This window comes from Patiriisocius sp. Uisw_047 (assembly GCF_047730165.1).
Lineage (GTDB): Bacteria > Bacteroidota > Bacteroidia > Flavobacteriales > Flavobacteriaceae > Patiriisocius.
Window position 1 is genome coordinate 2,713,790 of the sequence record NZ_CP159834.1, and the last position, 23,918, is coordinate 2,737,707.

General features: G+C 38.2%; 19 protein-coding genes. 11 read left to right on the forward strand and 8 right to left on the reverse strand.

Features of this window, described 5'->3' with window-relative positions; translation table 11 throughout:
• The first annotated feature begins 56 nt into the window (after window positions 1-56).
• The gene (locus tag ABXT71_RS11825; protein ID WP_415371565.1) at window positions 57-3,014 is read left to right on the forward strand and encodes an amidohydrolase family protein; all 2,958 of its coding nucleotides are present in this window, start codon (window positions 57-59) and stop codon (window positions 3,012-3,014) included.
• Window positions 3,015-3,018: 4 nt separating this feature from the next.
• On the forward strand, window positions 3,019-4,305 hold the full coding sequence (locus ABXT71_RS11830) for an amidohydrolase family protein (protein ID WP_415371566.1): 1,287 nt from the start codon (window positions 3,019-3,021) through the stop codon (window positions 4,303-4,305).
• Between the two features lie 171 nt (window positions 4,306-4,476).
• On the opposite strand, the gene ABXT71_RS11835 is transcribed toward ABXT71_RS11830, so the two are convergent.
• Entirely contained in the window at window positions 4,477-4,854 is a 378-nt protein-coding gene (locus ABXT71_RS11835) for a hypothetical protein (RefSeq protein ID WP_415371567.1), read from the reverse strand.
• Window positions 4,855-4,932: 78 nt separating this feature from the next.
• Window positions 4,933-5,034 carry a biopolymer transporter ExbD gene (locus ABXT71_RS11840; protein WP_415371568.1) on the reverse strand — a complete coding sequence of 34 codons (102 nt, stop codon included), beginning with the start codon at window positions 5,032-5,034 and terminating at the stop codon, window positions 4,933-4,935.
• A gap of 157 nt (window positions 5,035-5,191) precedes the next feature.
• On the opposite strand from ABXT71_RS11840, the gene recG reads away from it, so the two are divergent.
• The 4 genes from recG to ABXT71_RS11860 all read left to right on the forward strand — a co-directional run bounded on the left by recG (window position 5,192) and on the right by ABXT71_RS11860 (window position 9,166).
• The gene (recG, locus tag ABXT71_RS11845) at window positions 5,192-7,297 is read left to right on the forward strand and encodes an ATP-dependent DNA helicase RecG (protein ID WP_415371569.1); all 2,106 of its coding nucleotides are present in this window, start codon (window positions 5,192-5,194) and stop codon (window positions 7,295-7,297) included.
• A gap of 399 nt (window positions 7,298-7,696) precedes the next feature.
• Window positions 7,697-8,176: a hypothetical protein gene (locus tag ABXT71_RS11850; RefSeq protein WP_415371570.1), complete on the forward strand. Its 480-nt coding sequence runs from the start codon at window positions 7,697-7,699 to the stop codon at window positions 8,174-8,176.
• Window positions 8,177-8,509: 333 nt separating this feature from the next.
• Window positions 8,510-8,647, forward strand: coding sequence for a hypothetical protein (locus ABXT71_RS11855; RefSeq protein WP_415371571.1), 138 nt, complete (start codon window positions 8,510-8,512; stop codon window positions 8,645-8,647).
• Window positions 8,648-8,689: 42 nt separating this feature from the next.
• On the forward strand, window positions 8,690-9,166 hold the full coding sequence (locus ABXT71_RS11860; protein ID WP_415373111.1) for an SIMPL domain-containing protein: 477 nt from the start codon (window positions 8,690-8,692) through the stop codon (window positions 9,164-9,166).
• Window positions 9,167-9,177: 11 nt separating this feature from the next.
• Here ABXT71_RS11860 and ABXT71_RS11865 read toward each other — a convergent pair whose 3' ends face one another.
• Both ABXT71_RS11865 and ABXT71_RS11870 read right to left on the reverse strand, forming a co-directional pair.
• Entirely contained in the window at window positions 9,178-9,672 is a 495-nt protein-coding gene (locus ABXT71_RS11865; RefSeq protein ID WP_415371572.1) for a hypothetical protein, read from the reverse strand.
• Window positions 9,673-9,707: 35 nt separating this feature from the next.
• Window positions 9,708-10,487 (reverse strand): MBL fold metallo-hydrolase, encoded by a 780-nt coding sequence (locus ABXT71_RS11870; RefSeq protein ID WP_415371573.1) that lies wholly within the window; start codon window positions 10,485-10,487, stop codon window positions 9,708-9,710.
• A gap of 84 nt (window positions 10,488-10,571) precedes the next feature.
• On the opposite strand from ABXT71_RS11870, the gene ABXT71_RS11875 reads away from it, so the two are divergent.
• Window positions 10,572-12,026, forward strand: a complete 1,455-nt coding sequence (locus tag ABXT71_RS11875) for a TonB-dependent receptor (protein ID WP_415371574.1) — start codon at window positions 10,572-10,574, stop codon at window positions 12,024-12,026.
• A 388-nt stretch (window positions 12,027-12,414) separates the two neighbouring features.
• Here ABXT71_RS11875 and bcp read toward each other — a convergent pair whose 3' ends face one another.
• The gene (gene bcp, locus ABXT71_RS11880) at window positions 12,415-12,870 is read right to left on the reverse strand and encodes a thioredoxin-dependent thiol peroxidase (RefSeq protein WP_415371575.1); all 456 of its coding nucleotides are present in this window, start codon (window positions 12,868-12,870) and stop codon (window positions 12,415-12,417) included.
• 89 nt (window positions 12,871-12,959) lie between these two features.
• Between bcp and ABXT71_RS11885 the strand changes: the two genes are divergently transcribed.
• The gene (locus tag ABXT71_RS11885; protein ID WP_415371576.1) at window positions 12,960-13,619 is read left to right on the forward strand and encodes an endonuclease III domain-containing protein; all 660 of its coding nucleotides are present in this window, start codon (window positions 12,960-12,962) and stop codon (window positions 13,617-13,619) included.
• Window positions 13,620-13,966: 347 nt separating this feature from the next.
• On the opposite strand, the gene ABXT71_RS11890 is transcribed toward ABXT71_RS11885, so the two are convergent.
• Window positions 13,967-14,551: an RNA polymerase sigma factor gene (locus ABXT71_RS11890; protein WP_415371577.1), complete on the reverse strand. Its 585-nt coding sequence runs from the start codon at window positions 14,549-14,551 to the stop codon at window positions 13,967-13,969.
• Between the two features lie 258 nt (window positions 14,552-14,809).
• On the opposite strand from ABXT71_RS11890, the gene uvrA reads away from it, so the two are divergent.
• The 3 genes from uvrA to ABXT71_RS11905 all read left to right on the forward strand — a co-directional run bounded on the left by uvrA (window position 14,810) and on the right by ABXT71_RS11905 (window position 20,123).
• Window positions 14,810-17,587, forward strand: coding sequence for an excinuclease ABC subunit UvrA (gene uvrA, locus ABXT71_RS11895; RefSeq protein ID WP_415371578.1), 2,778 nt, complete (start codon window positions 14,810-14,812; stop codon window positions 17,585-17,587).
• A gap of 214 nt (window positions 17,588-17,801) precedes the next feature.
• A complete protein-coding gene (locus tag ABXT71_RS11900; protein WP_415371579.1) occupies window positions 17,802-18,419 on the forward strand; it encodes a hypothetical protein in 618 nt (205 codons plus the stop codon).
• Window positions 18,420-18,827: 408 nt separating this feature from the next.
• Window positions 18,828-20,123 carry a hypothetical protein gene (locus ABXT71_RS11905; protein ID WP_415371580.1) on the forward strand — a complete coding sequence of 432 codons (1,296 nt, stop codon included), beginning with the start codon at window positions 18,828-18,830 and terminating at the stop codon, window positions 20,121-20,123.
• A 61-nt stretch (window positions 20,124-20,184) separates the two neighbouring features.
• On the opposite strand, the gene ABXT71_RS11910 is transcribed toward ABXT71_RS11905, so the two are convergent.
• Window positions 20,185-21,465: a glycosyltransferase gene (locus ABXT71_RS11910; RefSeq protein WP_415371581.1), complete on the reverse strand. Its 1,281-nt coding sequence runs from the start codon at window positions 21,463-21,465 to the stop codon at window positions 20,185-20,187.
• Window positions 21,462-23,903, reverse strand: a complete 2,442-nt coding sequence (locus ABXT71_RS11915; protein WP_415371582.1) for a YfhO family protein — start codon at window positions 23,901-23,903, stop codon at window positions 21,462-21,464. Before ABXT71_RS11915 ends, ABXT71_RS11910 begins: the two co-directional genes overlap by 4 nt.
• Between the last annotated feature and the right edge of the window lie 15 nt (window positions 23,904-23,918).

Consider the following 23,918-nt stretch of genomic DNA (forward strand, 5'->3'; position numbering starts at 1 on the left):
ACAAGAAGATTCATTTATACTAACCAATTAATTACCCGCAATCGCGGTAACTATTTATGAGAAAAATACTCACTCTTTCCTTTTTGGTGTATAGCTCCTTGCTTTTTGGGCAAGACTACTTTCCAGAGAATGGTGGCTTAAAGCAAGCAGAAACGCAATACATTGCCTTGACTAATGCAACGATTTACGTAACACCCGTACAAAAACTCAATAACGCCACCATCCTTTTTAAAAATGGTAAGGTGGTCAATGTGGGCACCAACGTTTCCATTCCACAAAACACTGTGGTTGAGAATGTCGCTGGCAAGTTTATCTATCCTTCCTTTATAGATATGTACACGACCTTTGGTATCGAAAAACCAAAACGTTCAAGCGGCGGCGGTCGTTCTCCGCAATATCAAGCCTCTCGAGAAGGGTTCTACTGGAACGATCATATCATGCCAGAGCAAAGAGCGATGGAATCTTTTAAGTATAGTAGCAAATCTGCAAAAGAAATGCGCAAGGAAGGCTTTGGTGTTGTCAACACACATATGCCAAATGGTATTGCAAGAGGGACTTCTGTAATTGTTGCCCTTAATGATGGAGATGGCGACGCACACCGTATAATTGAAGATGATGCCGCACAACTATTTTCGTTTTCTAAGAGTGTTACTTCTAGACAGTCCTATCCTACTTCATTAATGGGTGCTATGGCATTATTACGCCAGTTTAACCACGATGCTATTTGGTACGCTAACGGAAACAGCGCTACCACAGACAGATCTATAGCATCTTTTAATGCAAACAAAAATCTACCCATCATTTTTGAAGCTGGTAGCAAAAGCAATGATTTACGAGCAGATAAAATAGGAGATGCCTTTAACAAACAATATATCATTGTTGCTGGCGGTGATGAATATGAAACCATCAACGATATAAAAGCCACACAAGCAGCCTTTATCTTACCTCTTAATTTTCCAGAAGCATTTGATGTAAGTAACGCGTACTTGGCAAAATACATTTCGCTAGAAGATATGCGCGAGTGGAACCAAGCACCTACAAACCCAAAAGTGATGAGCGACAATGGAGTTCATTTTGCACTCACAACGCACAATCTTGATAAAATAGCTCAATTCTCAAAAATGCTCGGTAAGGCCTTTGCTTATGGATATGACAAAACTAAAGCACTGGAGGCATTAACTACAGTTCCTGCAAGTTTATTAGGGAAAGCAGATCTTATTGGCTCTTTACAAAATGGTCGCTACGCAAACTTTTTAGTGACTTCAGGCCCTTTGTTTGAGGACGGCACCGTGATTCATGAAAACTGGGTGCAAGGACGAAAAAATGTAATAAATGACAAGAGTCAAAAAGACATTCGCGGGGAGTATACCTTTACAGCGGCAGGGAAAACCTACGATTTAAACATCAGTGGGGATGCTTCAAAACCTAAGACAGAGCTGAAAATTGATTCTGTTTCTTATCCTTCAAAACTCGAATATTCAGAAAACTGGGTATCACTTTCATTTACAGATAAGGCAACCAAAGAAGTATACAGAACGACCGGTATCGTGCCAAGAGACGGTACAAATTTCTCAGGAAGACTCTTATTACCTAACGGAAATGAAAGCACTTTTACTGCTGTACAAACCAAGAACGTTTCTGAAGACGAGAAGAAAGACAAAGACAGCCCAGAAGCTCCAGAAATTTTACCAATGACCTACCCTAATGTAGGCTACGGCAATGTGACGCAACCACAACAGCAAGATATGTTGTTTAAAAATGCGACCGTATGGACGGGGGAAAGCGCAGGCATATTAACCGAAACAGATGTTTTAGTAAAGAATGGAAAGATTACCAAAATAGGTAAAAACCTTGCTCCTGGCGGGGCGATGATTATTGACGCTACGGGCAAACATTTAACTGCTGGAGTTATCGATGAACATTCTCATATAGCTGCTTTAGCAATTAATGAAGCAGGACATAACTCCTCTGCAGAAGTAACTATTGAAGATGTGGTGGATCCCGAAGATGTGGATATCTATCGCAACCTTGCAGGTGGTGTTACGTCTATCCAGATTTTACACGGCTCTGCAAACCCTATAGGAGGTCGTTCTGCGATTATTAAATTAAAATGGGGCGAGTCTGCAAATAACATGATTTATGACAACAGCCCTAAGTTTATCAAGTTTGCGCTGGGAGAGAATGTAAAGCAATCCAACTGGGAGAGCTATAGCCGTTTTCCACAAACACGCATGGGTGTGGAGCAACTTTTTGTCAATTACTTTAACAGAGCTTTAGAATATCAAGCAGCCAAGAAAACTGGCACGTATCGTTACGATCAAGAGATGGAGGTACTTTCTGAAATATTAAACGGGGAACGCTTTATCAGTTGCCACAGTTATGTGCAAAGCGAAATTAATATGCTTATGAAGGTTGCAGAACGTTTCGGCTTTAGAATAAACACTTTCACTCACATCTTAGAAGGGTACAAAGTAGCAGACAAGATGCTTGAGCACGGGGTAGGCGGCTCTACCTTTAGCGATTGGTGGGCCTATAAATATGAAGTGAACGATGCCATCCCATACAACGCAGCCATCATGGCAAAGCAAGGGATTGTAACTGCAATCAATAGTGATGATGCAGAAATGTCAAGACGTCTTAATCAAGAAGCTGCAAAAACGGTCAAATATGGCGGAATGAGCGAAGAAGAAGCTTGGAAAATGGTCACGATTAACCCAGCAAAATTACTCCATATTGACAACCGCGTAGGTAGTATCAAAGAAGGAAAAGATGCAGATCTGGTGTTATGGTCAGACCACCCTTTAAGCGTGTACACCAAAGCTGAGAAAACAATTATTGAAGGAAAAACCTACTTTGATTTACAACAAGACTTAGCAAAGCGTGCTACCATTAAGCAAGAGCGCACGAAACTCATTACAATGATGCTTTCAGAAAAAGACGGGAACGGCGGTGAAAAACGCCTACCGATGAAGAAGGATGAAATGCATTTTGAATGTGAAACCATAAACCAATAAGAAGATGAAAATTTTAAAAAGTATACTAGCAGTAGTTGTGTTTATGGTGGCTACTACCGTATCAGCACAACAAACTCCCGCAGATAAACAATCTGAAGTCCTCATCGTAAACGGTGGTACGTATCACCTCGGAAACGGGAATGTCATTACCAACGGGCATATGATTTTTGAAGATGGCAGAATCACAGCCATTGCAGAAGGTCAAACCCGAAAGATGAGTAAAATCATTGACGGTACAGGTAAACATATCTATCCAGGCTTTATTGCACCAGCAAAATCGCTAGGATTAATAGAAGTAAACGCTGTAAGAGCAAGTAAAGATGAAGATGAATTAGGAGAATATATCCCTAACATCCGCAGCATCATTGCCTATAATGCCGAAAGTAAGGTGATAGAAAGTATGCGTCCTAATGGTGTGTTATTGTCTCAGATTGCACCACAAGGCGGACGCATTTCGGGTTCGAGCACTATTGTACAATTTGATGCTTGGAACTGGGAAGATGCCGCCGTAAAAATAGACGACGGGATTCATTTAAACTGGCCAAGCAGCTTTAGAAGAGGCCGCTGGTGGGAAGGAGAGCCAAGAGGCTATCAACCTAACAAGGAATACGGAAATCAAATTTCAGAATTAAAAAACTACGTTGCTAGTAGTAAAGCTTATACAGATACTTCTGTGGCAAACGAGGCATACAAGGCGATGCAAGGTTTATTTAATGGCGATAAAAAACTGTACATCTATGCAGATGGAGAAAAAGAGATCATAGATGCGGTGACCACTGCTAAAGAATCTGGTATACAAAGTATTGTGATTGTTGGAGGGTATGAAGCGCATAAAATTACAGATTTCTTAAAAAAGAATGCGGTACCTGTATTGGTGCAACATACACACAATCTGCCGGAAATGGCAGATGATGATTATGATCTCCCTTATAAGTTACCAAAACTATTGGCTGACGCGGGTGTTTTAGTTGGCTTGCAAAATTCTGGTGCATCTAACTTTCAGACTCGTAATTTACCTTTCTATGCAGGTCAATTAGTTGGACAAGGGATGGATAAAGAAACCGCCTTACAATTGATTACAGGGAACACAGCAAAAATTCTAGGAATTGATGATAGCTATGGTACACTAGAAGTAGGTAAAAGTGCCACGTTCTTTATCAGTAAAGGCGATGCCCTAGATATGCGCACAAACATCCTTACAAAGGCTTTTATAGACGGTAGAGATATTTCGCTAGAAACACACCAGACGGAGTTATGGAGACGTTATGCTAAAAAGTATGGACAGGAGTAACCTGTTGTTATTAAACTAATACGAAAGCCTTATTATAAATAATAATAATAATAATAATAATAATAGGGCTTTTTATACTTTACTCAGTTCTTGTGCTTCGACTGGTAGCGAACTAAATAAACTTTTACAAGGCTCCGTTTGACACAAATAGCGCTAATGTTACGCTATACCCTATTCCACAGCAGCCTCAATTATCCGAAAAGGATAGGCTTCTATCACTTGCTTTAGCTCTGCTGCAGTAAGTTCATCTGGATTTTTATTAAAGATCTCTTTTGCATACCTGACTCGCAATTCTTCATAGCTTTTTGTAATTTCATCTTGAATAGAAGTAAAGTGTTTATAAGGTGCCGCTGCTTGCACATCAATTAAAATGGCTGGGAGATTTGGATTGTCTGAGGCCACTATATCATTATCCCCACTACAATAATCACAGGTCTTATCACCGTTATTATCTATAAATTTTACGATAGTTTCCTTAAGGTTTTTTATCTCAATTAATTCTTTATTGACATATAACTCCCCTATTTCATTTGCTGAAATCATTAGCATATTTCGCTCGTTCATTTTCTCACTACAAAGCTGACCCGGAGGACATTCTTGCGGTAACATGCGTGCAATTCCCTTGTCTTATGGAATGGTCCTACTCACTAAAAAGAAAATGAGCAATAAGAAAGCAATGTCTGCCATGCTTCCTGCATTAACTTCTGGACTTGATTTAAAATTTTTCATACCGTGATGTATTTATGTGAATATTAACAACACCATAACAGTTGTTATACCGCTAATTATAGATACCGTAGCTGTAGAATTCAGAATTATGACATTCCATCTATCATTTTTATTCTGAATGTTTCATTCTGAATTATGAATTTTATATTTTCGTTTCATGAATGCTTCACAACTACAAACTCCTATAGAATACTTAAAAGGTGTAGGCCCAAATAGGGCTTCTCTCTTGAGGACGGAGCTGGGCATTAACACCTATCAAGACTTACTTAATCTCTTTCCTAATCGCTATTTAGACCGCACGCAGTACTACAAAGTTGCCGGACTGCAGCGCAATAGTGCAGATGTTCAAATTATAGGGAAGATTACACACATTAAGATGGTGGAGCAAAAAAGAGGGAAACGACTTGTAGCCACCTTTAGAGATGAAACTGGAACCATGGAGCTCATCTGGTTTAGAGGTCAGAAATGGATTAAAGAAAATTTGAAGCTCAATGAGCCCTATGTTGTCTTCGGAAAAACCAAGTGGTACAATGGTAGTTTTTCAATGCCACACCCAGAACTTGAATTGCTTAAAGAACATAAAAACAAACTCCGTTCTTCTATGCAAGCCATCTATCCATCGACCGAAAAATTAACCAATAGCGGCATTACAAATCGTGTATTAAACGGACTGATGGAACAGGTCTTTTTAGAGGCTAAAAACTCCTTTGCAGAGACCCTCTCAGAACCACTCATTGAAACACTAAAACTACTCTCAAAAAGCGAGGCGGTTTTTAATATTCATTTTCCTGAAAACGCAGACCGATTAGCACGTGCTCAATACCGCTTAAAGTTTGAAGAATTATTCTACATTCAGCTGCAATTAATTCGTAAAAATCTTATTCATAAATCAAAAATTAAAGGATATCCTTTTGCTCAAGTAGGGGATCACTTTAACACCTTCTTCAAACATCATTTACCTTTTGAATTGACGAATGCACAGAAGCGAGTGGTTAAAGAAATACGTCAAGATTTAGGCAGCAACGCACAGATGAATCGACTTTTACAAGGCGATGTGGGAAGCGGCAAAACCATTGTAGCACTCTTGTCAATGTTAATAGCACTTGACAACGGTTTTCAAGCTTGTCTAATGGCGCCAACTGCTATTTTGTCAGTCCAGCACTATACTGGACTTACTGAACTATGTAATGATCTAAATATCAGAATTTCATTACTCACAGGTTCAAGTACTACTTCAGAAAGAAGGAAGATTCATGAAAACCTTGAAAATGGTTCTTTAGACATCCTAATCGGGACGCACGCTTTACTCGAAGATAAGGTGAAATTTAAAAATTTAGGGCTTGCTATTATAGATGAGCAGCACCGTTTTGGGGTGGCACAACGCAGTAAGTTGTGGCATAAAAATGAGTTGCCGCCGCATATCCTTGTGATGACCGCAACACCTATTCCACGAACGCTCGCTATGAGTGTTTATGGAGACCTAGATATTAGCGTTATTGATGAGCTTCCACCTGGCAGAAAAGAGATCAAAACGGTACATCGATTTGACTCAAATAGGCTCAAAGTTTTTAAGTTTATAAAGGACGAAATTAAGCTAGGAAGACAGGTCTATATAGTATACCCATTAATACAAGAAAGTGAGGTCTTAGACTACAAAGATTTGATGGATGGCTATGAGAGTATAGTGCGCGATTTTCCGCAGCCAGCATATCAGATTTCTATTGTGCACGGACAGATGAAACCTGCAGATAAAGAATTTGAAATGAATCGCTTTATCAAAGGCGAAACAAATATTATGGTTGCCACTACGGTAATAGAAGTTGGGGTGAATGTTCCTAATGCTTCTGTAATGGTTATTGAAAGCGCAGAACGTTTTGGGCTATCACAATTACACCAATTAAGAGGCCGTGTAGGTCGAGGTGCAGAGCAGAGTTATAATATATTAATGACCAGTCATAAATTATCTGCAGATGCAAAAATCCGTTTATCCACTATGACCGGCACCACAGACGGTTTTGAAATTGCCGAAGTAGATTTAAAACTCCGAGGTCCAGGTGACATTATGGGAACTCAACAAAGCGGTGTTCTTAATTTAAAAATAGCAGATATTGTGAATGACACCGAAATCTTAAAAATAGCGCGTAGTTATGCATTCCAGATCCTAAAAGCAGATCCTAATTTATTGACTCCAGAAAATTTCAGTATAAAAAACACCTTTGCCCAGCTTGTGAAGTATAAAAATATCTGGAACTACATCTCCTAGACGTTCTCCCTAAGAGATTACCCCTAACTCAAAACGTTTCAAGTACCTGAAATTGAGACACACATCTTATTTATCAACTATCAACCTTGATACTACATCTCCATTAAGTACATAGTAGCACAAACAAGCTACGTTGCAGTCTTTATAGTTGTTTTAGTACCCGATTAAGTACAGAACCTGCAATATTGAATCTTCAATTGTTAATGTTTTGTTAACGTAATGTTGACGAGATAATTTTTTAGAAGCCCTGACTTGTTACACATTGTGGCTTTAAGAAAATAACTGGAGAGTAATCTCAAAATAAATTTAATTATTAACCCGTTACGTTCACGATAACGGGTTTTTATTTAAAAATTTTAAATACAGAAATACTATATTTACAAGAAACAGTACCAAAACGTGAAGACCGCCACTCTAGCAGAAATTAAAAAAGAATTTAAACATCGCTCACCAGAAGAAATAACAGCGCTATGTCTGCGATTAGGTCGCTTTAAGAAAGAAAATAAAGAGCTCCTTACCTACTTGCTCTTTGAGGCAGATAGCGAAGAAACCTATAGAGTAAGCATTAAAGAATTGATAGATGAAGGTTTTGAGACGATTACAGCCACTAACTATTATTATATTAAGAAGAGTGTTAGAAAAGTTTTAAAGGAGACCAAAAAATATATCCGTTATTCCGGTAACAAAGAAACCGAGGTGGAGCTCCTACTCTATTTTTGTATAGTCTTAAAAAATTATAAAACGGTTGTCAAAAGAAACACGACCATACGAAATATCTATGATAGACAGTTAGAGTACATAGGAAGAAAAATATCCGCACTGCATGAAGATTTGCAGTACGATTTTAATGAAGAGCTTTTATTATTAGATAGTGAGTAGTTAGTGTTTAATTTCTCTATGGTGTTTTCCTTAGTACACGCACTTCATAAAACGCTGCTCTTGGCACCCCACAATAAATACGGGGCGGACTTTTCCTATTCAGCAAAGCTGAACTATTTGCTTCGCTAAGTGTTTGATCTAGTGTTTGAGCTAGTGTTTGAGCTAGTGTTGAAAATCATCAAATAATACAAAACAAACGTATTATGAAAAACAATCTCACCTCTATTATTTTTGGCCTGGCCATCGTTATTGCTTCTGCAGTGCTCTAGGCAATGCCTTTATGAATAGAAACAACAAAGAGCAAACTATTGCAGTGCTCTAGGCAATGCCTTTATGAATAGAAACGACAAAGAGCAAACTATTTCTGTCACTGGATTAGGGACAGCAGATTTCACATCAGACTTAATTGTATGGACTGCTCGTTTTAATAAAGTAAATAGTAATTTAAAACAAGCCTACGCAGATTTCTAAAAAGACAAAAAAGCAATAATGTAGTATCTAGTTACAAAGGGAATCTCTGAAGAAAATCTCGTTTTTAGTACTGTAAATAGCAAGGAAAATAGCGCCCCTCTTTATGGACCAAACGGCAATTCTATAGGAAGCATATGTACAGGCTACACATTATCACAATCTGTAGAGATAAACAATAAAGATATAGAAGGTATAGAACGTGTATCTCGTAAAATTACTGAACTTCTAAACCAAGGCCTCCAATTATACAGTGAATCACCTCGTTATTATTATACAAAAATTGAAGACTTGAAAGTCGAAATGATTTTGCGTGCGACAGAAAACGCTAGACTTCGTGCAGAAAAAAATGCCGAGAATAGTGGTGCAAATTTGGTCGAACTCAAGGAAGCTAGAATGGGAATTTTTCAAATTACAGGACAGAACTCTGGGGAGGACTACTCTTGGGGTGTTGCCTATAATACTAGCTCCAAGGAGAAAACAACTTCTATTACCATGAAGTTAACCTACGGAGTAAATTAGTGAGAGGTCCTTTAAAGTGGAAATAAAACCGACTTCACTGAATAAATATCTAGCTCGTTTTTCTCATCAAATAAATACTCGATAATCACTTCTCCCCATCGCTGGCCATCAGAGAAATCTGCTTGAATCCACCTGTGGTTTAAAAACTTGATTTTATTGATTCGCATGGGTCCGCGGTCGCCTTTAAACTCTATTATCGGGTTGCCATTTTCGCCGCCATTCTGATCATAAATTTTATCCGTAACCAGCTGCTTTACCTCTGCAGGATCTAGATTGTACTTTTCTAGATAACTCATGGCATTGTCATTATCAAGCAAAGAGAAATAGTTACTTTCAGTCAGTTTGTTATTGAGAACGTCCACAGAATCTCTCGCTTTTTCCATTTTTTTAGTCAAGCTATTGATCGATTTTTCTTGCGATTCAAAAATGGTTTTCTCATTCATATACTGAAATATTATAAACAGCAATGCAAAGAAAAATAAGTACATAAATAAGCTCTTTTTCATAGTTTTTAGTATTTCAGAAAAAATAATTTTTTTAATTATATTTTAATTTTTAATCCATCATAAGCCAGATGAACATTAGCTGGCAGTTGAGCTTCCACCTCATCGTGAAAACCTAACAAGTGACTTATATGCGTGAGATATGCCTTTTTAGGCTGTATTTTATCTATTAACTCTAACGCTTCAGAAAGCGTAAGATGAGACGGATGTGGTGCTTCTCGCAAGGCGTTTACCACCAGAACATCGGTTCCTTTTATTTTTTCAATTTCTGAAAGGCTAATGGTTTTTACATCTGTTAAATACGTAAACCCTTCTATTCTAAACCCAAGAACAGGTAGTTTATTATGCAGCGATCTAATAGGAATCACCGTTTTCCCTCCTATGCTGAAATTTTCTAGATTGAGAATCTCTTCTTCCTTTATAGTGGGAGCACCCGGGTATTTATTTTCTGAAGCAAAGATGTATTCAAAACGTTTGTGGAGTGCTTCGTAGACAATAGGCTCTGCGTAAAAAGTGACAAAACCGCCTTGTTTAAAACAGTAGGGACGAATGTCATCAAGACCCGCCGTGTGATCGCTGTGATCGTGTGTAAGGAGCACGGCATTTAAATGTTTTACATTATTACGCAGCATTTGCATTCTAAAATCTGGCCCACAATCAATGACATAATTATAATCATCCCATTGCAAAAGCACAGAAACGCGTAATCTCTTATCTTTTGGATTTTCGCTTAAACACACCGGGTGCTCACTTCCTATTACAGGAATTCCCTGCGAAGTTCCTGTCCCTAAAAACGTAACGGAATAAGGTAATTTCATTGGTACAAAAATAACGGTATTTTTTTTGATTAGATATGGTATTTAGTACCTTTGTTTATACACAGAATACATAAAAATACTGCTATGCCAGATTTTATTAAAGGAGACATTGAGTTTGAGAGCATCCCGTCCGTGAAGGACAAAGCGTTGCGCATCAACTTGAACGAAAACATCTACGGTACTTTTGCCGAGATAGGCGCCGGACAAGAGACCGTGCGTAACTTCTTTAGAGCTGGTGGGGCTTCTGGCACAATTGCAAAAACAATTTCTGCCTATGACAAAGACTTTAGTGACGCGATTTACGGTGTAGAAGAAGATGGTCGTTATGTAACAGAAGCACGTCTTAAAAAGATGCTGAATCACGAGATGGAGCTCTTAGAAGAGCGTATCCTTCGCGAGAAGCACCCTCACAAAATGTATTTTACTTTTGCAAATACGGTGGCCACTATAGATTTTGCTAAAAAATATAAAGGACACGGTTGGGTTGGTATCCGTTACCAGACAGATCCAGAAGAAGCGTATAGTGAGATCATTCTGCATTTGCGTTTTCACGAGACAGAAGCTTTATTACAACAGCACACTTTAGGAACACTAGGCGTAAATTTAATTTATGGTGCTTATTATAAATATGACACACCTAAAAAATTACTGCGCTATCTCTACGACCATATTGACAAGGATAAGATAGAAATTGATACTATTAACTTTTCGGGACCAAAATTTGACGATGTTGATAATCGTTTAATGAGTTTACAGCTTATTAAAAACGGAATGACTGACGCGGTTATGTTCGGACCAGACGGGAATAATATCTTACCAGCTCGTATCTTGTATAAGAAAAATATCTTAGCGCTTCGTGGAAGTTTCCGCCCAGTGACGAAGGTAAATATAGACATGTATGAGAAGTCGCTAGAGATGTTCTTAACCCAAAATAAAGTAGAGGAAGAACTGACAGTCACCATTTTTGAAATCACCCTCTCAAATCTTAGAGCAGAAGGTGAGATTGATGAAGAAGACTTTATGGATAGAGCAAAACTGTTATGCTCCTTAGGATATACGGTAATGATCTCTAACTTTCAGGAATACTATAAACTCGTTGAGTACTTCTCTCGCTATACAAAGATGCGTCTTGGGCTAGCGATGGGCGTAAATAACCTAGTAGATATATTTGATGAGAAATATTACCGTCATTTAAGTGGAGGAATTCTAGAGGCCTTTGGAAAATTATTTTTCAAAGACCTTAAAGTCTACCTTTATCCTATGCGCAATCCAGAAACGGGTGAATATACTACAAGTGAAAACTTAAAAGTGCATCCTCGCATGAAAGAACTTTACAAGTTTTTTAAATACAATGGTAAGGTGATCGACATAGAAAACTTTAACCCAGATATCATGAATATCTTCTCTCGCGAGGTATTGCAGAAAATAGAAGACGGAACAGACGATTGGGAAGATATGCTTCCTGCCGGTGTTGCAGAAATCATTAAAGAAAAACATTTGTTTAGTTGTGACGCTCCATTAGCAGATACAAAGGCGTAATTTTTATCAAAAATATTTCCACAAACCCTAGCCTTTTGGTTAGGGTTTTTTGTTGGGTTTTATTTTGGAACAAACGTAAAATACATCCATAATAATATCGAAAAGGCCTTTGAACTTTTCGTCATGGAGCATTCATTTTCATTCTGACACCATATATACAATTTTAACGATATGCCCGAATGAAAAGAAAAACCCAATTCTCCATTATAACGTTGGCTATCTCTGAAAGAGAAAGATTAAGAATTTATTTGACAATAAATTTCAATTACTAAGATGTCTAGACTATCACTAGATAGATGTACACTAAAAATATAATTCTTAAAATGTGAAAAATGACCCTATCATTTAATACTATCGTAGATAGAGTCATTCATTACTTTGTAAAAAATTAATCTTCCAAAATCTGCGCAGCATGCACCTTTGTCTTCACTTTATCAATCACACGTTCCACAATACCATGTCCGTCCACAATGAACGTCTTACGATGAATCCCATCATAAACTTTTCCCATAAATTTTTTCTCTCCCCAAACACCAAACGCATTGATCACTACTTTGTCTTCATCTGCTAATAATGGAAAAGGAAACTCGTATTTCACTTTAAAATTTTTCTGACGCTTTTCACTGTCGGCACTAACACCTAAAAGCGAATAACCTTCATCTTGTAATTCTTTATAGTGATCACGCAAGTCACAAGCTTCTGCTGTGCAGCCCGGCGTGCTCGCCTTTGGGTAGAAAAATACCACCAACTTTTTTCCAGCATAATCGCTTAAAGAAATCGGGGTTCCATCTTGGTCGTTTACCGTAAACGCAGGGACTTTGTCTCCTATTTTTAGTGTGTTCATATGATTCGTTTTATTGTTATTTCCGCGATGACGGAAATTTTTATTTTTATTACTATTACAATTATCTTTGTGCATCAAAAATACAGATAATGACCAAGCAAGAAAAGGTAGATTTTGTTATTACTACGTTAAAAGATATATATCCACAAATTCCTATTCCTTTAGACCATAAAGATCCGTATACATTATTAATTGCCGTTTTGATGTCTGCTCAAAGTACAGATGTTCGGGTAAACATAATCACGCCATTGCTATTTGAAATAGCGGACAACCCCTATGATATGATCAAGCTTACTGTAGAAGAAATACGCGAAATTATAAAACCAGTTGGTCTATCACCAATGAAAGCAAAAGGTATACACGGACTATCACATATGCTCATTGACAATCACAATGGCATCGTGCCAGCCAATTTAGAAGCCTTAGAAAAATTTCCTGCTGTGGGTCATAAAACCGCGAGTGTCGTAATATCTCAAGCTTTTGGGATTCCTGCATTTCCGGTGGACACACACATACATCGTTTAATGTATCGTTGGGGATTTACTAATGGAAAAAATGTAGTACAAACTGAAAAAGATGCAAAGCGATTGTTCCCAGAGCACACCTGGAATGATCTTCATTTACAGATTATCTGGTACGGCCGGCAATACTCTCCCGCTCGCGCTTGGGATTTAGAGAAAGATATCATAACAAATACGATTGGGAGAAAATCCGTGATTGAGGAGTATTATAAAAAGAAGAGAAAATAATTTTTAATCAGTAAACTAACAACTTACTCTCCCTTTGGTAGAGGCAATCTTTTCAGGGCTAAAGCCGATAACAAAATTTAGTGAAGGAAAGAAAAAATAAAAAACCCGAAACAAAAGTCTCGGGTTTTTCAATAAAATTTAATTGAGAAGTGCTTCAAACTTCAGGTTTTTATAACTTATAACACTTAAAGCCTTACTATAATCGAGGAGAAAACGTACTGTTTCTTCTCTGGGAACCAAGTTTTTACTCACGCGGTTCGGTCGTGATTGAGAGTACATTTTCGGCATACTACGTTTATTAAGAGGTTAATACCTAGAAATAACGCAACTTAAATTGGATTATTGTATTAGTTTGTTAAAACTATATTGTGCTTGTCAATCACCTTACGCAAATTGATTAAAGCGTACCTCATTCTACCCAGAGCGGTATTGATACTAACACCAGTTTGCTCGCTGATTTCCTTAAAGCTCATATCCTTGTATATACGCATAATAAGAACCTCCTTTTGATCATCTGGCAACTCGTGAATCAATTTTTTCACATCGTTTTCTACTTGCGCCTTAATCATCTTGCCCTCCACATTTAGCGAACCATCGTGTAAGACTGAAAATATATTAAAATCGTCTTTGTTCTCAAACTTCGGCATACGATTGTTTTTTCTGAAATGATCTATTACCAAATTATGAGCTATACGCATCACCCATGGTAAAAATTTACCTTCCTCATTATACTTACCCCGCTTGAGGGTTTTTATGACTTTGATAAAAGTATCTTGAAAAACATCTTCCGCGACATCACGATTATATACTTTAGAGTATATAAAACTGTAGATTCTTTGCTTGTGACGTGTAACTAGTTCACCTAGGGCAGACTCATCACCTTTCATGTATGCACTTACTAAAAGCGCATCGGAGTTAGGGGTTTTATTCATAACGTACTTTTGTTTTAAAAATTAAACAACTATGTAATTTGGTTGTTTAGTCGTTCTTTTAAAATTTTTTAAAGTATTGTTATGCTATAGGCTCCTGTTTTATGAATGTGATTAATTAGTCGTAAATATAATAACTTTAATCCGACAAAAGCAAAAAAAAATCAAACTTTCATTAAAAAAAATATAATTAGCCCTGCGTGTGACCTCCACTACTAAGTAGTATCTTTGCGGAAATAAAGAAAAAAGACATTAATTCTTTTGGCAACAAAGACCGCAGATACTAAGAATAACATCATCATTAAGGGTGCAAAATTGCATAACCTTAAAAATATTGATGTCACCATACCACGTAATAAACTAGTTGTAATTACCGGACTTTCTGGAAGTGGGAAATCAAGTCTTGCGTTTGATACCCTCTACGCAGAAGGACAACGCAGGTATGTAGAAAGTCTCTCGTCTTACGCACGTCAATTTTTAGGACGGCTCAATAAACCAAAGGTAGATAGTATAAAAGGTATCTCTCCAGCCATTGCTATTGAACAAAAAGTAAATTCTACCAATCCACGATCTACCGTGGGTACTACTACCGAGATTTACGATTACTTAAAATTATTATACACCCGTATTGGTAAAACAATTTCGCCAGTTTCTGGACAAGTAGTTAAAAAAGATACGGTTACAGATGTCATTACTTACATAAAGACCTTAAAGGAAGGAGAGAGACTCCTCCTCCTCGCTCCTATTCATCTTGAGGAAGGTAGAACGATAGAGAATAAATTACAAGCGCTGGCACAACAAGGCTACGCCCGCGTGAAACTAGATGGAGTAGTCACAAGAATTGACGAGATAAAAGGCAGAAAAATTTCCGAAGCAATTGAGCTTGTGGTGGATCGGGTCGTAATGAAGCACGATGAAGATTTTTATAATCGCCTGGCAGACGCCACGCAGATTGCTTTTTATGAAGGAAAAGGAGAATTGTTTCTTGAGAATCTTAACGGTGGAAATGTTAGAGAATTCAACAATCGTTTTGAATTAGATGGACTTAGTTTTGTGGAACCTAATGTACATTTATTCAGTTTCAATAATCCATTTGGAGCTTGTCCTACTTGCGAAGGTTACGGCGATGTCATTGGGATCGATGACGAACTAGTGATTCCAAATACAGCGTTAAGTGTTTATGATAATGCTATTTTTCCTTGGCGTGGTGAGAGTATGGGCTGGTATCGCGATCAACTTATAAACAACGCATACAAGGCAGATTTTCCTATCCACAAACCTTGGTTCGAGTTGACTAAAGCACAACAACAATTGGTTTGGGAAGGAAACAAAGACTTTGACGGGCTGAACACTTTCTTCAAATTTCTCGAATCAAAGAGTTATAAGATACAGAACCGCGTGATGCTATCCCGGTATCGCGGAAAAACACTTTGTAATACTTGTAATGGGCGAAGACTTAGGCAAGAAGCAGAGTTTGTAAAAGTAGGCGGTGCTGCCATTCAAGATTTAGTAGCGCTACCTATTGATGAGGTGGCAGTATTTTTCAAAAAGCTAAAACTTGACAAGTACGACACTCAGATTGCGAAGCGATTGCTTCTTGAGATTAATAATAGACTCTCCTTCTTAATGGATGTTGGGCTTAGCTATCTCACCCTAAACAGGAAATCAAACACGCTTTCTGGAGGAGAATCACAGCGCATAAACCTTGCGACAAGTCTGGGTTCTAGCTTAGTTGGCTCTATGTATATCTTAGACGAACCAAGCATAGGTTTACATCCTAAAGACACAGAGCGCTTAATTGTGGTGCTTAAATCGTTGCGTGATTTAGGCAACACTGTGATTGTTGTGGAGCACGATGAAGACATTATGAAAGCCGCAGATGAGATTATCGATATTGGTCCAGAAGCAGGAACCTTCGGTGGCGAAGTAGTAGCCACAGGTAATTTTGCTGAAATTTTAAAAAGCGAATCACTCACTGCACAATATCTAAACGGGAAAAAAGAAATAGCAGTTCCCCTTAGACGCCGAAACGTTAAGGATTTTATTGAAATAAAAGGTGCGCGCCAGAACAACCTTAAAAACATAGATGTTCAGTTTCCTGTAGGTGCCTTCACCGCGGTTACGGGAGTATCTGGAAGCGGAAAGAGTACATTGGTTCGTAAAATTTTATACCCTGCCTTAGTCCGTGAAATAGCTGGTTTTGGTGAAAAGCCAGGACAGTTTACAAGTCTCGGCGGAAATTTTAAAGCGATAAAAACGGTAGAGTTTATTGACCAGAATCCTATAGGTCGATCCTCACGTTCTAATCCTGTGACATATATTAAAGCCTATGATGACATTAGAAACTTATTTGCGAGGCAGAAAGTATCTACGATCCGAAACTACAAGGCAAAACATTTCTCTTTTAACGTAGATGGCGGTCGTTGCGAAACCTGTAAAGGGGAAGGCGAAGTGACCATTGAAATGCAATTTATGGCAGATGTGCAGCTGTTATGCGAGACCTGTAACGGGAAACGATTTAAGAAAGAAGTACTCGAAGTTACCTTCAATGATAAAAACATAGACGACATTCTTACGATGACGGTAGAAGATGCCGTTGCCTTTTTTGAGACGCACGAAGAACAAAAAATAACAAAAAAATTAAAGCCGCTTAAAGATGTTGGCTTAGGCTATGTACAATTAGGACAGAGCTCCTCTACGCTATCTGGCGGAGAGGCGCAGCGTATTAAATTGGCCAGCTTTCTGGTAAAAGGAAACTCACCTGACAAGACCCTATTTATATTTGATGAGCCCACTACTGGATTACACTTTCACGATATCCAGAAACTACTCGCTTCCTTTTACGCACTCCTAGATAAAGGGCATACTTTAATAGTAGTAGAGCACAACCTAGATTTAATTAAATGTGCAGACCACATTATAGATTTAGGCCCAGAAGGTGGAATTAGAGGTGGTCAAGTCATCGCCCAAGGGACCCCAGAAGAATTAGCTAAAAACAAGAAGTCTTTTACTGCAGAATATCTGAGGGAAAAATTGTAGTTTTTTATCTAAAAACTAATGTTAATTAATTCTACCAATATCTATTCTGAAAACAAATTAATCACGACCAGGAAGCTCATCATTCGATAATTAACACGCCCATAATTCTTTCATAATTAACACCTTACGTTTTTGGCACGCTCATTGGTTTATACAAAGCCAATAGCGCACATCTCATCGCTTTTAATGAGATATAACCCAAAACACAGTTATTATGAAAAAAGTATTTTTACTAGTAGCCCTATTCCTAAGTGGAATCGCTATGCAGGCGGAAACAAATACCCATCCAGAAAATGTAACTATTAATCCAGGTAAGAAACATCGCTATACCAATGTTCAAGAAATAACATTTATTGAAAACGGTGTGCTTTATGCGGTGACTACCGGCGGCTCTTTTAGTTATGAGTTCTTGCATCCATCACAAAAAGACTACCGTCGCGGTGGACAAAAACAAGTGTTCTACAAGGATAAAAGAAGAAGTAATCATACGAACCACAACAACGGTCGTCGCACCAGAATAAAAAGAGATTATAATGGTAACATTATCTCTATAGGTCATTCTCAAATTACATACCAACGCAATGGTAAAGTAAAGCGTATAGGTAAAGTGCCACTTCAGTATTATAGAAGTGCACTCATACAAGTTGGGAATATGGAAATCATCTATAACCTTCGTGGTAACATAAGATATACCTATGGGTTTATTAATCGTAAAAACAGGAAACAATGGCACGATGATTGGTATACATATAGTGACGGACGAAGAGATAGAAATGATACTAATTGGAATAATCTAGAACGTCAACACAATAGAAAAAGAAAAAGTAAATAAGTTTTTGGTTGGTTAGTTAATAAGTCCGCCGTAGTTCATCTTGAACACGGCGGATTTATGTTTTTTAGCTCGTTTGTGGGTAGCATCACGAAGGCGTCGTTATACGAGTCAGGAAAAATGACTCGGGATATAATTAATTTTACTAACACTGTTTACTGATAATGCCTTTGAAACTTTTTAAATTAAATTTCAATAGAACCAAATGTAATAATGTCGTGATTCAATATATCACTAAGCATTTTCAAACCTATCACAAACTCAGATTCGATTATAAATTTAACATATTCCTGAAGTAATCACTCAAAACACCAGTAAACACTACATTCTCCATTTTTGGCACGCTCCTTGTTTTATCTTAATCGTATTCAGCTTTCCAAAAAAGTTTACACAATTTAAAACTTAAAAATTATGAAAAAAGTAACAGCACTTTTGTTTAGTTTCCTCTTAGTAGGACTAACAGCAACGGCAGCATCAGTAAGCCCAGATGAAGATGCAAGCAATAGAGGATATGGAAAAAGTTACATCTTTACAGAAGGGGAGGTAGAATTTTCAGTATTCCCAGATGGACAATTTGATTTTGTTTATGTGGGGTCCAATCAAGGATCTGATGTGAATATTTCAGTAAATGCTCCTGGAGCGAGTGTCTCTTACAACGCTGGTTACGATTATGAAGCATACGTGCAGTATGACGATTATGGAGCGATTATCCAAATAGAAGATGTAGCAGTGTATTATGACGAAAATGGTAGAATCGTGCAAGCAGGAGACGTGGAGATTCGTTATCACAGAAAACGTATTGTTACTGTAGGTGGATTATTTATTCACTATAACAGCTACGGTTACTATTCTCATCATACTGGATTTATAAACGCTTTTAATCCATACTATGTATACAGACCTTGGCACGTATTTTACTCGTTTCCATTTTATAATAACTGTGTAGTATATGACTATCCGTATAGAAGATTTTATACCCCTATTCGTTATAGCTATTACAATCACACAAACTATTATAGCAATAGACATCGCGTGGCTTACCAGAACGGAAGAAGAGATTTTTACAGGCCTGGAAGTCGCACACACCACAGAGATGGTCGTATAGCTAAGAACAGAGATTACAATCCTCGTAGAACAAATACTGCTGCGACAAATAACGCTAGAAGAGATCGCACAGATTATGCAAATGCAACACGTGGCGATAGAAATAGTGCGCGTAATTCTAATAGAAGTGAATCTATAAACAATAGAGCTACAACTAAAGGAAGACCAGCTACTACTAGTAGAAATGATAAAAGAGATCGTAATGTATCAAGTCAATCTAAAGGAAGGTCAGCATCAAATAGAGGCGATATCTCTAGAAAAGGAGATAGATCTAAGTTATCTGTAAGTAGCAGACCTACGCAAGGAAGACCGAATGCACAACGCAACGCCCCGTCCTTTGCAAAAAGAGATCCAGTGGCAACATCTAAAGAACGTTCAGCTGTAAATAACAGGACATCTAAATTTAGCCGTCCTAAGGTGCAAAGCAGACCGGTAGCAAAAGCGCCGAGCAACAGAGAAAGCAATACGAATAGAAGCGTAACAAAGCCTTCTAGCTCAAGAAAAAATGCAGCAAAAAACTCAAGATCACGCACAAAAAGCAATGCTCCTAGTAGAAGCTCAAAATCAAAGTCGACTTCATCAAGAAGAGGCAGAGGATTATAAGATTTTTTGGTTGGTTAGTTAGAAATCCCCGCGTGGCACATGCTGATCGGGGATTTCTCGTTTATAACGATTTGAGTAAAGTAGCCATATGCACAGTTAAATTTTCCCTACTGAAATGAGCTATTGATGCCCCATTGCTCTGCAGATCATCATGTAAGTATTGATTGTAGCATGCTAAAATATGTGCTTTTACAGCTGGTTTATTTAAAGGTGTAAAAAACCGACCGCTTTTTGTACTTCTCAAAATAGTCTCCATATCACTCCCTTCTGGACCGATAGCAATAATAGGACGACGGGCTTGTAAATACTCAAAAAGCTTACCCGGGATGATGGCTTTAGTTTCTGGACGGTCCATCTCTAGCAATAATAACAATTGTGAACTTCGTTGCAAATGCAGCGCATCTTCATGAGGAATGTACCCTTTCATTTCGGCTTGCTCAGTAAGTCCAAAAATTTCTAGACTATCCTTCACAGCATCACTGACGACTCCCGCAAAGACAAGTGACAAGTCTGTTGTAAAAGCACTATGTTCCTCTTTGAGCTCCCTGAGCGCTTCCCATAAAACAAGGGGGTTACGTTCTGTTAATAGAGAACCAATATGTGCAATAGAAAATGATTTATCTAAGCTAAGCTCCTGAAATTTTTGCTCCTCAAAACCGTTTGTAATCACTTCTATAGGTTGAGACGTAATGGCTTGAAATTCTTTTTTAGTCGTAGGACTTGTTACCGTGATCTGGTCTGCCTTGGTCAAAACCAAGCGCTCTAAATCCTTATGCTTTTTCTCTGAAGCCTTTGTCAATCGTAAGGATGTATGATAATGTATCGTCGTCCAAGGATCTCTAAAATCCGCCACCCAGCGAATCCCTAGTTTTTCCTTAAGCTGCATCCCAATAAGGTGCAAACTATGTGGAGGGCCCGTAGTGACAATCGTGTCAATATTATGTTCCACTAGATATTTAGATAAGAAGGAAACAGAAGGCTTCAACCAGCCTACTCTCGCATCTGGAATAAAAAGATTCCCTCGTACAAAAAGCATTAATTTTGAAAGTAAAGAAGGCTGCTGAGGCGTTATAATACCGCTACTCATTTTTTGCGTGTTCTTGCGTGAAAACAACTTTGCCAAACCATAGGGCTCCTTTATAGGTCGCTTAATGATGGTGGTTTCCTTGGGTATTTCCGAAGTAAAAGTTGTGTCCACTAATGGATAATGTGGATTTTCCGGAATGTAAACAAACGGTTCTATCCCATTTTCAGGAAAGTACTTTACAAACTTTAGCCAGCGCTGTACCCCGGGTCCGCCTGCTGGTGGCCAATAATACGTTATGACCAGTACTTTTTTCATTCTGAAATGTTCTTTCTTTTCTTATAGCTAAAGTATAATCCACCTGTTAAAAGCAATAACACTAAAATACTGCTTATCAAGCTCAAGGTACTCCCGTTTTGAATCACAGCGGGCTCAAACTTGAATTCTACTTTATGATTCCCTGCTGGGATCGACATTGCACGTAGCACGTAATTCGCTCTAAAATATGTTGCTGGCTTACCATCAACATAGGCGTTCCATCCTTTTGGGTAATACACTTCAGAAAACAAGGCTAATTGTGGGGATGTCGAACTTGACTCATAAACAATATGTTCTGGTTTCTGCTTTGTCATATCTATGCTTGCCATTGAATCTCTTACTACGGATGCCGTAGGGATTTGCGACTTAAAATCTTTGTGAATAATTGCAGTACGTTTTGTATCAAGACTATCTAAAAACATAATTTCTTGGTCTGCTGTCTCAGCAAAAATCACATTTTCTACCAACCACACGGGACCATTTGCATATGGGTTGCGTTGCGCAATAGGACCTAGCTCATTGTTTTGTGTGATAATGTATTTTACATTCATCATATTGAGCACCCCAATATTTCCTTGACTGATATAGAACTCATTTAAATCTTGCATCCTTCCAGGCTTCGCAGCGTGGTAGCCCCCAAGTGCATTATGATAATAACTAGCGGCTCCACTATTAAAAGGGTCTGTTGTCGCATCAATTACACGATAATAACCATCATCTTTTGCAATCTGGAGATTCGCATCATTTTCTTGAAATGGCTTTTCCATGACACGTGCTTTTACAAAGTCATCATTATTTACATAACGTCTATCTACTCCTACTAAATCAACAACGATTAAGATGGCAAGTACAGCAATAAGCGGCACTTCTTTTATTTTATTTTTTAAGTATAGGAACAATGCTCCAGCGGCTAGCGATACAAATAGCAATGTACGTAAGGCATCTGAAGTGAAAATCGCAGCTCTATCTTCGCGCATAGCGTCTACAAATGTGAATGGCAACTTATAATAAGAAGCAAGATCACCATCTATAGGGCTTGCAAAACTGAATAGTGAATTTTTAAACAATAGGAAGATTACGGTAATTCCGCCAACAATTCCCGTTGTGTAGTAAAAAGCTTTCTTTTTTGTCTCTGCTTTTACAAAGTCATTGAGTAGTTGATGTAACCCTACTACAGCAAGAATGGGAATTAGCAGCTCTATAATAACTTGTATGGAAGAAACCGCCCTAAACTTGTTATATAGAGGTACATACTCTATAAAGAATTCGGTCAGGAATGAAAAATTACGTCCCCAAGACAAAAATAAAGTCAGGAAAAATGCTGATACAATCCACCATTTAAGACGACCACGCACCAAGAATAATGCGAGTACTGCAAGAAATATCACGACGGCGCCTACATAAGCTGGCGCGGCCACAATACGCTGATCTCCCCAATAAACTGGGACTTGCTGTAAAATAGCAACTAGTTCTTCCTGCGATTTTCCGGTGCGCAATAAGGCGTCCACCGTTGCAGATTCATCTGGTAAAGGATCACCAGAACCACCGCCCATAAAACGAGGGATAAATAAGTTTAAACTTTCTAACCTTCCGTAGCTGTATTCTGTGATGTAGCCGTAATCTAAACCTTCTTTAATCTCTTTCTGCGTGCCATCTGCATTTATGGTTAGCTCGGTTTTACCACGTGTAGAAGTAGCTGCGTATTCTTTTGTGGCCAAAATATTAGTAGCATTTAAGCCTATCGCGAGTATAACGGCCATAAGCATCACACCCACTGCTTTGAAATAATGTGGCACCATTTTTTTTCTGAAAGCATCTACTAAGTAAGCCACCCCGATGCAAAGCACTAGCAAGCCTAAATAATAAGTCATCTGAAAGTGGTTAGTCACTAACTCTAGCGCCATCGCTATACAGGTTACTAAGAATCCCCAAACGTATTTACCCCTAAAGGTGAGTAAAATACCGCTTAAGACCAATGGCATATATGCTATTGCGTGTGCTTTTGCATTGTGACCCACGCCAAGTATAATAATGAGATAGGTGGAAAACCCGAAGGCCAAGGCTCCGACAAAGGCGAGTTTGTAATCTAATTTAAGGACGAGTAATAATATGTATAACCCTATGAAGTATAAAAACAAATAATCTGCCGGCCGGGGTAAAAACCGCAATGTGAGGTCTAATTTTTTAATATAATTGTGTGGGTACTTAGCTCCTAATTGATAGGTTGGCATTCCTCCAAAAGCTGCATCTGTCCAATAGATCTCGTCACCTGCTGCTCTGTAATCTTTGAGCTGCTTTGCCATCCCCTGATATTGCGCGATGTCACTCTGAAAAATCACCTTGTTTTGCAACACGGGGCTAAAATATGCCAAGGCAGCAATCACAAAAAGTACAAGTACGACAAGATGTGGAATAAACTTTTTTAGGTAAGAAGACATAAAAAGAATTGTTAT